This is a genomic window from Paenibacillus sp. GM2 (assembly GCF_900069005.2).
Lineage (GTDB): Bacteria > Bacillota > Bacilli > Paenibacillales > Paenibacillaceae > Fontibacillus.
Genome location: NZ_LN831279.1, coordinates 3,433,886 through 3,447,807, shown reverse-complemented (window position 1 = coordinate 3,447,807; position 13,922 = coordinate 3,433,886). Strand labels below are relative to the sequence as shown.

The following is a 13,922-nucleotide window of genomic DNA, read 5'->3' as shown; positions in this document are numbered from 1 at the left end:
GAATAAACATGGATATCTCAAAGGCCATTCATCTGCTGAAATGCCACGCTTATGCGCATGAGGATGTGCATTTGCCGCAAGCAGAGCATGGGTTTCTGGGCAGTCTTCGACCGTTCCAGGGTGAGCTGAAGGAAGAAAATCTGCATGAAATAATGGCTGTTATTCGCGCGCTCGCCGCCAAGCTGGGGGAGCCTGCGTTGGACCGTGAGGTCGTATCATGCTTGTGGACCCTGTGCAAGCTCGGGCGCGCCTGGGCGGTAGAACCGAATGGGATGCTGCGTTCGAATGGTTTGATGACAGAAGAGCAAGTTGAACGTATGGAGAATTGGCTGGATATGATCTCCTATGCCGTTATGATTTTGCTGGATAACGGGGGCGAGGAAGAAGCGTTTTGGGGTTATCGCGAATATGTCTCAGAGCAGCTTGAACCGCTGATAGCAGAGCTGGATCATTTGCTTCAGGAGAAAGTGGCAGACGCTGAAATCCAAGAGCTGCATGGCGAGTATAAAGAGCTGGCAGGAGCCAGCGAAGAGAGTTTGGCTGCGTTCGAGAGGGAATTCAATGTGCTTCTGCCTGAGGACTTCCGCAGCTTCTATCGCCGCAAGGACGGCAGCGGATATGCCTTTCACATTTTGTATCCAGGGGATGCCGAGGCGGAAGAGTGTGTCCCCTACTACATCATGTCCCTGGCTGAAATGGAAAAGACCAAGGGCTATTTCTGCGAACGGGATGAGCTGCTCACGCAGTATTATTCCGAAGAAGAGATTCGGGAGCTGGCCCCGGAAATTAAGCCTTATTTATTTTATAGAAAATGGTTTCCGTTTGCCACGATGGCCGGCGGCTCTCTATATTTAATGCTTGACCTGGATCCTTCCGATCAAGGCACATACGGGCAGATTATCAGTTATGTGCATGACCCCGATTTTGTCTATTATGTTGCCGATTCCTTTACAGGTTTGCTGCGCGAATCAAACCGAAATTTAAGTCTGATGGATGAAATCGAGTATTAAACCGGCTCAGCTGTTGTCGATGGCAGCTAATTACTGGAGATTCATTCCCGATGAAGTTAGAAATTCCTATATTCGTAGGTGTACAGAGGAGGCGGTTGCTTGAGGCAGATCATTGTGGAAGAAATTTTGAAAATCGAGCAGGAGCACCAAGTCAAGATTTTGTTTGCCGTGGAATCGGGCAGCCGGGCTTGGGGATTTCCGTCGCAGGATAGTGATTATGATGTGCGGTTCGTCTATATTCATCGGCCGGAGTGGTATTTGTCCATTGATGAGAAACGGGATGTCATTGAGCTTCCGATTAATGAGCAGCTGGACATCAATGGCTGGGACATCAGAAAAGCGTTGAAGCTGTTTCGCAAATCGAACCCGGCCCTTCTGGAATGGCTTGTATCGGATATTCAATACTATGAGGCCTATGGATTCAAAGAAGAGATGCTTGCGTTAAGAGAGCGTATCTTCTCCCCTCAGGCTTCGGTCTATCACTACTTGCATATGGCGAAGGGGAACTTCCGGGAATATTTGCAGGGAGAACAGGTGAAGATTAAGAAATATTTCTACGTGCTTAGACCGATTCTTGCTTGCCAATGGATTGAGAAATATAATACCAGTCCGCCGATCCTGTTCCAGGAGCTGATTCGAGACCTGGTGACGGAGCCGGAGCTAAGGGCAGCTATTGAGGATTTATTGAGTAGGAAACTTGCTGGAGAAGAACTCAATCTGGAGCAGCGTGTTGATGTCATCAACGAATTTGTTGCACGAGAGATTGAGCATATGTCAGAATTCGCGCAATCCGTGCAAGTTGATCACGAAGATCCAACGGAGCTTCTGGACGGGCTGTATCGGAAGTATTTGCAGAAAGTATGGAACTAGGGATTTTAGAGTTGCTCAGAGCTGTTCGAATCGTGAAGGGAATCTATATGCAGGAATCCTATGTTTTAGCATCCTATGCAAATGCCCTAAAAGCAGCAGCGAGTATTTGGGCTAAACAATCTATCGAACCGGGGATGTGCAGCACCCACCTGCGGGGCAGACCGAAACTTCATCCCTTCTGATAATGCGCCAACAGCGCCTCCGCATGGCAACGAATATGGCCGATGATTTCCTGCGGTTCGATGACCCGTGCTTCCTTCCCCAACTGGGCAAAAAATTCAGCGGTGAATGGGATTTCGTTGTGGTCGATCACCGTGTCGATCAGTCCGAGGATTCCATCCTCGCGTTCCTCTTCGAGCAAGATAGGCTCATACCAGGGTTTGCTGCGGCTTCTCCGTAGTCCCTCCCGGGTTAATTCCACCACCAGACGGACGGGGGAGGAGATGGCATAACTTTGCAGCCATTCCCTTAGTTCCGTTCCCACCTTATACTTGTCCTCCTTAACTGTTAATGACAAAATACGATCCACTCGAAACAGCTGAATTCTAGCGCTGTCCATATCATAAGCAGGCATATACCATAATCCGTCATTCGTATAAACCCCGATGGGCGCCACATTTCTCTCTTTATCGCCGCTCTTGGACTGGTACGTTATCGTGATGATCCGGTTCTCCGCAGCGGCTTCGATCAGCTCTTTTAAATAAGGGGCGGTCAGGCCTCGCTTCGGATTCCAAAAGGATAGTACCGTCTCCAGTTGGTTGATCTTCTTCCCCGTATCTTCCGGCAGCGCTGCAAGCAGCTTTCTTGAAGCCGATTCGATATCTGTGTCAAAGGGCAGCGACTCATAGAACGCCAGCGAACGGAAGGCGAAAAAGATGGACAGGGCTTCGTTCTCATCGAATAAAACCGGCGGAAGCACTCGGGTTTTAAGGGTACGATACCCTCCGTTGCGCCCTTGTTCCGTGTATATGGGTACGCCCATTTCGCTGATCTCCATTAAATAGCGATGCGCGGTACGGACGGAAACGCCAAACTCATCGGCGACCTCCTGGGCCGTAAAGCTTCGTCGGGAATTTACGTACATAATCAGGTCAAACAGCAGCTTAGTCTTAGACATGATTTCCCCCAATTAGTAATTTGCTTAAACAAGACAAGAGTTGTCATGTTAAGAGTATATGCTATTCCTTACAGACAGACAAAAAGCCTGCAAAAGGAGGGCAATACCACATGCCAAAGACAAGGATGAATGACAAGATCAAAGTTATTGGAGCACGTGAGAAAAATTTGAAGCATATCAGTGTAGACATTCCTAAGAAGCAGATCACCGTATTTGCCGGCGTCTCCGGCTCAGGGAAGTCAGCGCTCGTATTCGATACCATTGCCGCGGAATCGCAGCGTCAGCTAAATGAGACTTATTCGAGCTTTATTCGCCATCGGCTGCCTCATTACGGACAACCGAATGCGGATGCGATTGAGAACCTCCCGGTTGCCATCATCATCAACCAGAAGCGCATTGGCGGAAACTCAAGATCAACGGTAGGCACCATCACGGATATTTACTCCTTGCTTCGCCTACTATTCTCTCGGATTGGCCAGCCTTATATCGGGGAAGCTGAGGTTTTCTCCTTTAACAATCCGCGGGGGATGTGCCCGAGATGTGAGGGGCTGGGCATCGCAAAGGAAATTGATACGCAGCAGCTGATCGACCGGGAAAAATCATTAAACGAAGGAGCGATCTGTTTTCCAACCTTCCGGCCCGGTGATTTCCGCTGGAAGCGGTACGTCTGTACGGGTCTGTTCGACAATGATAAGAAGCTGAAGGATTTTACAGAAGAAGAGTGGGATACACTGCTGTATAAATCAGGCTTTAAACCTCCTCATCCGACAGAAGGCTGGCCGACAACCTCGTTGTATGAGGGAGTGATTCCCCGTATTACCCGCAGCTTTTTGAGCAAGGACTCCAGGGACTCCAAGCTGTATAAAGAAGAGATTAAGCGTGTGGTGAGACAAGCTGTATGTCCGGAATGCCAAGGAACAAGGCTGAATGCCGAGGTTCTTGCCAGCCGAATCAACGGGAAGAACATCGCCGAGTGTACGGGGATGCAGGTTAGCGAGCTGATTGAGTTTATGCCTACGATTCAAGCTCCGGCAGCGGCGACTATGGTCGAAGCCATTACACTTCGGCTGCAGCAGATGCTGTCCATCGGCCTTGGATATTTGACCTTGAACCGGGAAACCGCCACTTTATCGGGCGGCGAATCGCAGCGGATCAAAATGGTACGGCAGCTGGGGAGCAGCTTAAGCGACCTGGTGTATATTTTCGATGAGCCGAGCATCGGCTTGCATCCTCATGACATCGATCGGATCAATACGCTGCTTAAGCGATTAAGAGACAAGGGCAATACCCTTGTCATCGTCGAGCATGATCCAAATGTCATTGCAATCGCTGAGCATGTGATCGAAATGGGGCCAAAGGCGGGAGCACAAGGTGGGCAGGTGGTATATGAAGGTGATCTTCCAGGTTTGCTGAGGTCGGGCACGTTAACAGGAACTTTTTTAAATGATAGGCCTGCCTTTAAACAGATTTTAAGGAATCCTGTCGGCTGGTTGCCCGTCCGCAATGCCAGCCTGCACAACTTGAAGAACGTGTCTGTAGATATTCCTAAGGGAGTGATGACCGTGATCACGGGAGTAGCCGGATCAGGCAAAAGCACGCTAGTGAATCAGGTGCTCAGAAGTATCGTCCCGAAGGCGGTTTATATCGACCAGGAGCCCGTCCACGCTTCGAATCGTTCCAATATCGCTACTTTTACCGGCATGTTCGATCTGATTCGGAATCTATTCGCGGCTAATAATCAGGCAGAGCCGTCCATGTTCAGCTTCAATTCGCGCGGGGCGTGCCCGGAGTGCAAAGGAACGGGAAGGGTAAGCACTGATTTGGCTTTTATGGACTCTATTGAAATCGTATGTGAAGCCTGTGAGGGACGTAGATTTAGCAAGGAGGTCCTATCGTTTCTTTGGCGCAATAAAAATATGAGCGATGTGCTGGAGCTATCGGTGGACGAAGCTGGCGAATTTTTTACGGAGAAGCATATTCTGCAAATACTGGCGCGCCTGCAATCGGCTGGCGTTGGTTATATGTCGCTGGGCCAGCCCTTAAGTACATTATCCGGGGGAGAACTGCAGCGGGTTAAGCTGGCCAAGGAAATGGAGCGCCGCAGTGAGGTCTATGTGCTTGACGAGCCCACGACAGGGCTTCATATGTCGGATATCCGGCAGCTGCTGGCAACGGTAGAGGGGCTGGTGGACCAAGGCAGCACCGTTATAGTGATTGAGCATAACCTGGACTGGATGACGCAGGCGGATTGGATCATTGATCTGGGTCCTGGGGCAGGGCAAGAGGGCGGAGCGATCGTCTATACAGGAGAGCCGCAGCATATCACTCATTGCGAAGCATCGCACACGGGTCAATACTTGAGGCGATATTTACGGGATTGGAAACGGGATGGGGTGTGAGCAGAGTTCACGTTTGTCCTAAATTCACGGTCTCTACATATATATGTGTGGAGGAGAGTGAGGCGAAAATGGATAAAATGGTGAAGCAATACTACCAGCTAAAACAGCAGCAGAAGGAAATTGAGCAGCAATTGTCGGAATTGCGGGGGGTGATCATTCACCACTGTAATGAGCAAGGAGCGTCTGCGCTGGAGATCGGGCATTACAAAGTGAAGCTGGTTCAGCAGGAGCGTAAAGAGTTCGACGATCAGAAGCTGTATGAGGCGCTGCCAGACCCGGAAGTATGGCGTATGCTGTCTAAAGCAGACCCGTCCAAGGTCACCAGCTTGATCAAGCTGAAGGTTATCTCCGAAGAGAGCATACGAGATACTTTTTCGCTGAAAAATATTACGTTGTTGCAAGTAGACAAGAAATAAGTAGATTTACGGTAAGAGGGGCCCAGGCTCCTTTTTTTATTTGTTGGAAGGTTTTTGGCGACTAGATAACTAGAATGGAATGGGGAAATTGATAACAAAAAATAAGAACAAAATCTACTATTAATGACACAATTGCCTACAAGTCAAGTAAGACAAGGAAGTAGATTCCTTTAATTTTACTTGACTTTTTTTGTCTAAATATAGTCCGGCAAAGCTCCCAATGGCATATTTAGACAAGAACCAATCCATTTGGCAAGGAGAAAGGAAGATAATCGTCGGATTTTAGTCTATTATCCCGATAAATATAGTTGTAATAATAGAAGGAAAATTGTAGGAAATATAGAAGTTACTATAAAATACAACCTTGCCAGCGCATACAAAAATATTTTGAAGGAGATGAGAGTGCTTGAAGAGGAGAATTGTCGGTAGTTTACTAAGCTTCTTATTAGCCTTCACGCTAATACTGCCAGCAGTAGGAGCGCAGGAAGGTATTTCGCCGGATACGGGCGGAACCCAGAAGATCATTTCGAAGCTAGATCCGAAGGCTATATCGCTTGATGTGAGCAGTCTGGATCAGAACGTAACGCTGGAGAAGCCATCTAAAACAGATGCGTTGAAGTCAGCAAAGCGGCAGGCCAATGGACTGCAAATTGAGAAGATAGACAGTCTTGACAAGGCAGCGATTCAACCCCAGAACTATGTTCCCCTCTCAGATAGTACAGCACGCATTTCCGTCATTGTGGAACTGCAATCCGAGCCGGTGAAGGTGTTTGAAGCGAGCCATAAGAATCTGCGGATCGGTGCGGCTGCTATTTCACATCAGCTGCAAGTGAAGACAGAGCAGGATACTTTCAAGAAATCAGCGACCAAACGGCTTAATGTGGATATTGATCGTGAGTATTCCGAAGTATTCAATGGATTCTCGCTTGAGATTGCCGCTGATCAAGTCGAAGATTTGCTCAATATTCCCGGTGTAAAAGCGATTTATCCAAACAACACAGTATATGCTTTGGAGGAGCCCAATAGTGGTGCTACTTCAGCACCGGAAGGAAGCGTGCCGTTCATCGGCAGTGAAGCCTTCTGGAGCCAGGGGGTTAAAGGAGCCGGAATCAAGGTAGGGGTAATTGATACGGGGATTGCTTATGATCATCCTGATCTTGCCGGCGCAGTGGACCCTAATGATCTGGGTTATGACTTCGTGAATAATGATAACATTCCCTATGAGACCACGAGAAAGGATTATGATGATGCGCATTCGTTAGATCCAAGTTTACCTGAATTGCATCCAGTAACGGGTAAACCATACTGGACTGCGCATGGCAGTCATGTCTCCGGTGTTATTGCAGGCCGTGGCGTAGGCAAGGATGGACAACCAGGGATTACAGGCGTAGCCCCGGAAGCCGAAATCCATGCTTATAAGGTGCTGGGACCCTACGGCAGCGGTTCTACAGCAAATGTAATCGCAGGCATTGAGCGGGCAGTACAGGAAAAAATGGATGTTATTAACCTGTCACTTGGCTCGGAGACGAATAATGAGAGATCTGCCGATTCAGTAGCTGTGAATAATGCCATGGCCGCAGGTACAATTACTGTTGTATCCAACGGTAACAGCGGCCCGGCCGACGCTACAGTAACCGATCCGGGAACGGCCGAACTGGTGATTTCCGTAGGAGCCTCCAAGCCTCCGTTAGTCACTCCGATCCTAAAGATCGTTGGCTCAGCTGAAGAATTCAAAGTGGATTCTTTTGATAAATCGGAAGGTATCGAGAATCTTACGGGTTCTTATCAGCTTGTTGATGTAGGCTTGGGCAAGCCTGAGGACTACACAGGAAAAGATTTAAGCGGAAAAATTGCATTTATCAAACGCGGGGAAATTGCATTTAGCGAAAAAGCTGCAAATGCCATTAATTCAGGGGCCGCAGCAGCGATTATCTATAACAATGCGCCAGAAGCGCTGGAGAGCGGCACCTTAGGCGATGCTACTATATCAATTCCGGTATATGCGCTTTCCGGCACGTATGGCAATCAGATAAAGGCCAAGCTTGATGCGGATCCGAGTATACAGGTTAATTTCACAACAACCATCGAAAAGGATATCGTCGCAGGCTTCAGCTCACGTGGACCAGCCAAACCTTCCTATGCGGTTAAACCGGATATTTCTGCACCGGGCATTGGCATTCGTTCCAGTGTGACCGATTATGAAGGCTGGTATAAAGCGGAGAACGGAACGAGTATGGCAGCTCCGCATATTGCCGGGGCGGCTGCATTGCTAAGAGCGAAGTATACTAATTTGGATCAGTATGATATTAAGTCACTGTTAATGAATAATGCCGTCAAGCTTATCGATCGCGATGGCAATCGCTATACTCATATGGATCAAGGCGCGGGAAGAGTCGACCTGAATAACGTATTGAAAGCGAAGGCAGTTGCCGAGGTAGAAGCGAAGACCACTGCGATAAAAGATGGAGGAGAATATATCCATCATACAGGCAGCCTCTCCTTCGGTTACATTAATTATGGCGAGAGTGCCCAACGCAAGGTGGAAGTCAAGGATATTTCCAATGCGGATTCATCTTACTCGATCAGAACTGAGTGGTATGGATCTTCTCCAGTTACATTAACAACATCGAAAAATGCAGTTGACGTATCTGCAGGGGGCAAGGAATCCTTTACAGTTACAGCTACCGTTCCCGCTAATGCAGCGGATCAGCGTTATGAAGGTGAACTGATTCTGACAGAAGCAGGCGGCCACGTTATTCAACTGCCGATAGCGGTCTATGTTGGTGAAGCTCCAGCAGCCGAGGTTGTCACTGACTTGGAGCTGAATCCGAATATTTTCTCGCCGAATGGCGATACGCTATATGATACAAGCAATATAAAATTTACGATTACCGAGTTTATTGAATATTTCTCGTTGGATGTATTTTCGGCAGAAGGTGATTGGCTGGGTACAATCATTGAAACCGATGCGGATGGAATCGATCCTGGAACTTATAGTGTGAAAAATTGGAACGGATCCTTCTATGCACCATCGGGTCAACTTGTGAAGCCTTCGGATGATTTGTATTTACTAGTACCATTTGCAGGCAGCTTATTGGATGATCCTATTCCTGTTGAGTCCCAAGTTACTCCATTTATCATCGATACGGAAGCTCCTGTATCTAAGCTGGATGATCCGGGAATTGTCGCTGATACAGGAAATCAGACTGCCGTGATTTCTGGCCAGGTTACGGATGATTTGTTAATTCAACTCAAGGATACCGTTGGTCTTGAAATGAATGACGTGGTCGGGGTTGCGGCTTGGTATGATGATGGCAATAAAGGGCAAGTCGTTGATGGAGCAATCGATGATTCGGGCCACTTTACGATTCAAGTACCGATTTCTTTAGGAGACAACTCCTTTGAGGTTTACGTATATGACGCTGCAGGCAACGGGTTGATTGATCCGGCCCATATCGTTGATTATAAACTGACTAACTTTGCGGCTCCGACAATTAGTCCGGCACAAGTACAGCCGAATGAGCCCTTCTCGTTAGATGTCGTATTCGGCGTAACCGATGCTGTCTATTCGGCTAAATTTGATCTGCTGTACAGCAATGCATTTGAAAATGTGAAGGCAACACCAAGTCCGGAGCTGACAGAGCATCAGGCTCAACATAACCCGGATGCTGCGCTGACGGTTACGGATGCCGTCTACCAATATGATGCTGTTTCAAGCAGACATGAGTTCTCGATCAGTTTGCATGATGTTGATGGATATATCGGTACAGGTTCATTGGCTTCATTCGGCTTTGCTGGTGCGCCTGCTGGACAATATTCATTCAAAATAGCGAATCTGGAACTGCTGGATCGGTACGGCAATGAAATTCCGATTGATGTGAACGAGGCGATTGAACTGACGGTTAAGTCGGTCCAACAGCCGGAGCTGTCAGTAACACCGCAATCTCTATCCATCAAGGCAGGCAGCACGGGGAATTTATCCGTCTCTTATAAAGCTTCGGACGGTTCAATAACCGATGTGACCGACAAAGCGGCATATACAGTAAATAATTCTGATATAGCCACGGTGCAACAAGGTATTGTGAAAGGCAACAAGAAAGGCAATACAGCTATTGAAGTTTCGTATGAGGGATTGAAGGCATCCGTGGATGTTACCGTCACTGAGTCGGGGTCAGGCAATGAAAATCCTGGCGGTGGAAGCAGCGGCAGCAGCGGCGGCGGTGGAACACCAACCGCTCCAACTCAACCAGCCACGCCTCCATCAACGGGAACTGTCAAAGAAGCGATCAAGGCTGGAGAACCTACAATTCTGAAGCTTGAAGGCGGTTTGACAGTAACGATTCCGGCGGGTGCGATCACCTCGCCAGATGCCGCCTTTGTGCAAGGAAGTGTCGCCACGAAGGAGGATACAGAGGCTTTATTGAAGGGCCTGCAACTGGGCTCGACCATGAAGGCATTTGGTGTATACTACGACTTTGCTATCCTTGATAAGGATGGAAAAGCGATCGAGAATGTCACCTTCAGCAAGCCGGCAGAGGTTTCCATACCGCTGGAGGCACTCCAGATTGGCGGCTCTAACGGTGAGAAGATCAATCTGTTCAAGATCGGCGAGAGCGGTCAACTTAGTGGACGTACAGCCCGCCTGGTTGACGGCAAGGTAATCGCCCATTTGAACAGCTTCAGCCGCTATATGTTTATGGCTAAAAATATCGCCTTCACCGATGTCAACGACACAAATTATCCGTGGGCGGTTAATGAAATTGAAGTGCTTGCTTCCAAGGACATCGTTACAGGAACGAGTGCGGATCGTTACACACCAGGCAAGCAAGTAACCCGCGCTGAATTCGTCTCCTTATTAGTAAGGACGCTGGAGCTTGGCCAGAGTGAGAGCAGCGCAACTCAGTTCAGCGATGTCCTGTCCGGAAGCTGGTATTATGACGCAGTTCAGGCCGCAGTATCTGCCGGATGGATCAATGGGTATGCGAATCATACCTTTGCTCCGGATCAGAGCATTACCCGCGCCGAAATGGCCGTCATTCTGTCCAGGGTACTGAAGTATTTGGAGGTGACTGAGGGGGCGGAATCCTCCCTTCCGGATTACGCCGACCAAGCCGAGATCCAGGATTGGGCCAAGGCTGCGGTTGCCCAGGTAGCGGCACTCGGGATTATGCAAGGTAGAGGCGAGACCCGCTTCGCTGCGCAGGAGAATACGACTCGCGCGGAAGCCGCGGTAGTAGTCTATCGTATTTTTAAAGGGTACACGAAATAAAATTGTACAACAACAAAGGAACTGCCGGGGGCGCAAACCTCCGGCAGTTCCTTTGTTGTTATTTACAGCTCGCCAGCTACAACTTCTCCCTGGTACATCGTAGCAATCCGTTTCGATCTTCTCGCTACCGCTTCGGCGGAGCAGGAAGCTTCAACTACGACGAGGTTCGCCACATCCCCAACTCGCGGCCAGATTTGTTCACCTTGATAGTTAAGCGGAGTCCGTCCGCCTGTAATATACGAGAGCGTCTTGGCCAAGGCGCGTTCATCCACCCAACCGGACACCTCAGCCAAGCGGCTGGCCCGTTCCAGCAGGTCCCCGTTACCGAAAGGCGACCAGACATCAAAGATGTTATCGCAGGCGACGGACACCGGTACGCCCTTCTGATCCAATAGGCCAACAGGCGGGAATTTCCGATCGATAGGTACACTTGTTATAATCGAGATTCCTGCGTCCGCCAGAACTTCAGCCAGCGCTTCGGCTTGAGCAAGGGGGATATCTCCAAGCGCATAAGCATGGCTTACGGAAACTTTGCCCTGCAGACCCGCTTCCTTTGTTAGCTGAGCGAGTCTCTTCATGGTGAACACGCCCAAGTGATCAGGATCATGCAGATGAAGATCAATTCCGGCATCGCCCTCAACGGCCAGTTCAACCATGAGCTGAAGTGAGGCTTCGATATCTCCGTCCACCGTTGCCGGGTCCACCCCGCCGATGAAGCCCGCCCCCTGGCGCAGCGCTTCTCTAAGCAGATCCTTGGACGCAAATAGTCCATGCTGCGGGAAGGCGACGATCTCATGCGACAGCTTGCCTTCGAAGGTATGCAGAGCTTCCTTCACCGCCTCCAGATTTGTAAGACCTATTTCCGGATAAATATCGACATGGGTGCGCACATGAGTAACCCCGGATTTCTGATAAATATCAAGCAGCTTCTCTGCGCGTTGTTTTGTAGGCGTCTCCACTGCAGGAAGGGTATTCTTTTCGATAGCAAGTCGTTCAAATATACTTCTTACCGGAGTAACGGCTCTCCACCGATCACCCAGCAGCGTTTTGTCCAAATGACAGTGCTTCTCGATAAAGGATGGCAAAATCAGCATCTGCTTGGCATCCTTTTGCGGCAGCTCGTCATAGATGATCTCGCTGGAAGGGATCATCTTCGCGATGGCTCCGTCTTGAATCAGCAAGTGGGCCAGCTCTGTTCGTGTACCGATGACAACCCCCTGCTCCACCTCAAAGCCGCTCTCCAATCGGGCATTCATCAGCCAAAATGTTGAACTCATCTTTATTCATCCTCTCTTAGTCATTCCCACTATCCGAATACGTGGATTGATTATAGTGAACCGATCACCGGATATCCCTGATGGATTACAGCTACTCTTCTCGCTCGTCGTGCAACTGCTTCTGCGGAACAGCTGGCCTCTGCCAGAACGAGATTGGCCGCGTCGCCGACTTGCGGCCAGACTTGTTGTCCCGCCTCGTTAAGTGGGGTAATGCCCCCGGTAATAAACTTCAGCGCTTGCCCCAGCGACCGTTCATCGCTCAGATTGAAGCGCTCCGCCAATATTCCGGCTTTCTCCAGCACATCGCCCCTTCCGAACGGGGACCAGTGGTCGGTAATGCTGTCGTCACCAAGCGACACCTGTACCCTCTTTTCATGTAAAAGAGGAATCGGAATCGTCCTTCCTAACGGGACTGAAGAGGTGATCGATATTCCTTGATGCGCAAGCAGTTCCGCAACTTCTGCGGCTTCTTCATACGGGATGTGGGCCAGAGCCAAAGCATGGCTGAGCGTCACTCTTCCCTGCCAACCCGCTTCTTCGGTTAGTGCGGCCAGGCGTTTATAAGTAAAGATAGCGAGATGCCCTGGATCATGCAGATGCAGATCGATGTCCGCATCGGCTTCGACGGCCAATTCCATAACCGTCTGCAGCGACTTCTCTATATTCTCATCGAGAGTTGCCGGATCTACGGCGCCTACGAGAGAGGCTCCATGGCGCAGCGCTTCCCTTACGAGCGGTACCGAGCCGCTGCGCAGCAAGCCATGCTGTGGAAATGCGACAAATTTGATGGATGCTTTATCTTTGTAAGCCTCGGCTACTCTAAGCATGGCCTCCAGATTTTTTAGGCCGATGACCGGATCTATATTGCAATGGGAACGAATATGCGTTGTACCCGCTTGAAGCAGCAAGTCAAGCAGCTTGCCGGCTCGCTCCTTTGTCACCGGCAGCAAACGCGGGAGCAGCTCCTGCTCTTCCTCCAGCCTGGTCAGGATCCCTTTGGCAGGCATCGTCGGCGCTTTCCACGGTCCGCCATAGTACGTCTTATCCAGGTGGATATGCATATCCCTAAACGCGGGGAGCAGCAGATGCTGATGGGCCTCCCGCATAGGCAAGTGAGTTTCCAGCGGAGTATTGGCCGGCACCATTGCCGATATGATTCCATCGCAAATTTGAATATGAAAAATATCGGTCTCTGTGCCTGTCACTGTGCCGCCTTCGTAACGATAACCCGTTTCCAGGCGCACGTTCCTCAGCCAGTAGGCTTGATCGGTCATTCTTATCGGCCTCCTCTGGTTTTTGTATACCCATATGCTAACATAGAGATAACTATATGGATAATATTAATAAAATTAGTTTTCTGAAGGTTTATCATATACTCAAATTGATTTAAGGGAGATAAAAAGAATGGATATCCGGCAGCTTCGTTACTTTATAGCGATCGTAGAAGAGGGGAAAATCTCCGCCGCAGCGAATCGGCTTCATATGTCTCAACCGCCGTTAAGTCAGCAGCTGAGAGCGATGGAGGAGGAGCTTGGCTCGCGGTTAGTGGAGAGAGGCGGTAAGG

At 49.5% G+C, this 13,922-nt stretch carries 9 protein-coding genes; 6 read left to right on the top strand and 3 right to left on the bottom strand.

What is annotated here, in order from left to right:
- The first annotated feature begins 8 nt into the window (after positions 1 to 8).
- Entirely contained in the window at positions 9 to 1,010 is a 1,002-nt protein-coding gene (locus BN1360_RS25140; RefSeq protein ID WP_082790216.1) for an SMI1/KNR4 family protein, read from the top strand.
- A 99-nt stretch (positions 1,011 to 1,109) separates the two neighbouring features.
- A complete protein-coding gene (locus tag BN1360_RS25135) occupies positions 1,110 to 1,880 on the top strand; it encodes a nucleotidyltransferase domain-containing protein (RefSeq protein WP_068782607.1) in 771 nt (256 codons plus the stop codon).
- A gap of 169 nt (positions 1,881 to 2,049) precedes the next feature.
- Here BN1360_RS25135 and BN1360_RS25130 read toward each other — a convergent pair whose 3' ends face one another.
- Positions 2,050 to 2,997, bottom strand: coding sequence for a helix-turn-helix transcriptional regulator (locus tag BN1360_RS25130; protein WP_068782606.1), 948 nt, complete (start codon positions 2,995 to 2,997; stop codon positions 2,050 to 2,052).
- 110 nt (positions 2,998 to 3,107) lie between these two features.
- Here BN1360_RS25130 and BN1360_RS25125 point away from each other — a divergent pair, with 110 nt between their 5' ends.
- The 3 genes from BN1360_RS25125 to BN1360_RS25115 all read left to right on the top strand — a co-directional run bounded on the left by BN1360_RS25125 (position 3,108) and on the right by BN1360_RS25115 (position 11,081).
- Complete coding sequence (locus BN1360_RS25125) at positions 3,108 to 5,396, top strand: ATP-binding cassette domain-containing protein (RefSeq protein WP_229521104.1); 2,289 nt, start codon at positions 3,108 to 3,110, stop codon at positions 5,394 to 5,396.
- A 68-nt stretch (positions 5,397 to 5,464) separates the two neighbouring features.
- On the top strand, positions 5,465 to 5,812 hold the full coding sequence (locus BN1360_RS25120) for a hypothetical protein (RefSeq protein ID WP_068782605.1): 348 nt from the start codon (positions 5,465 to 5,467) through the stop codon (positions 5,810 to 5,812).
- A gap of 406 nt (positions 5,813 to 6,218) precedes the next feature.
- The gene (locus tag BN1360_RS25115) at positions 6,219 to 11,081 is read left to right on the top strand and encodes a S8 family serine peptidase (protein WP_068782604.1); all 4,863 of its coding nucleotides are present in this window, start codon (positions 6,219 to 6,221) and stop codon (positions 11,079 to 11,081) included.
- Between the two features lie 62 nt (positions 11,082 to 11,143).
- Here the strand turns inward: BN1360_RS25115 and BN1360_RS25110 are convergent, their stop codons facing one another.
- Both BN1360_RS25110 and BN1360_RS25105 read right to left on the bottom strand, forming a co-directional pair.
- On the bottom strand, positions 11,144 to 12,358 hold the full coding sequence (locus tag BN1360_RS25110) for an amidohydrolase (RefSeq protein ID WP_068782603.1): 1,215 nt from the start codon (positions 12,356 to 12,358) through the stop codon (positions 11,144 to 11,146).
- A 50-nt stretch (positions 12,359 to 12,408) separates the two neighbouring features.
- Positions 12,409 to 13,632, bottom strand: coding sequence for an amidohydrolase (locus tag BN1360_RS25105; protein ID WP_068782602.1), 1,224 nt, complete (start codon positions 13,630 to 13,632; stop codon positions 12,409 to 12,411).
- Between the two features lie 130 nt (positions 13,633 to 13,762).
- Between BN1360_RS25105 and BN1360_RS25100 the strand changes: the two genes are divergently transcribed.
- On the top strand, positions 13,763 to 13,922 hold a 160-nt coding region (locus BN1360_RS25100), incomplete at its 3' end, for a LysR family transcriptional regulator (protein WP_148466655.1).

Bases quoted from the DNA above. Each gene is read 5' to 3' on its own strand.
- BN1360_RS25140 (WP_082790216.1), top strand. From the start codon at position 9: ATGGATATCTCAAAGGCCATTCATCTGCTGAAATGCCACGCTTATGCG.
- BN1360_RS25130 (WP_068782606.1), bottom strand. From the start codon at position 2,997: ATGTCTAAGACTAAGCTGCTGTTTGACCTGATTATGTACGTAAATTCC.
- BN1360_RS25125 (WP_229521104.1), top strand. From the start codon at position 3,108: ATGCCAAAGACAAGGATGAATGACAAGATCAAAGTTATTGGAGCACGT.
- BN1360_RS25120 (WP_068782605.1), top strand. From the start codon at position 5,465: ATGGATAAAATGGTGAAGCAATACTACCAGCTAAAACAGCAGCAGAAG.
- BN1360_RS25110 (WP_068782603.1), bottom strand. From the start codon at position 12,358: ATGAGTTCAACATTTTGGCTGATGAATGCCCGATTGGAGAGCGGCTTT.
- BN1360_RS25105 (WP_068782602.1), bottom strand. From the start codon at position 13,632: ATGACCGATCAAGCCTACTGGCTGAGGAACGTGCGCCTGGAAACGGGT.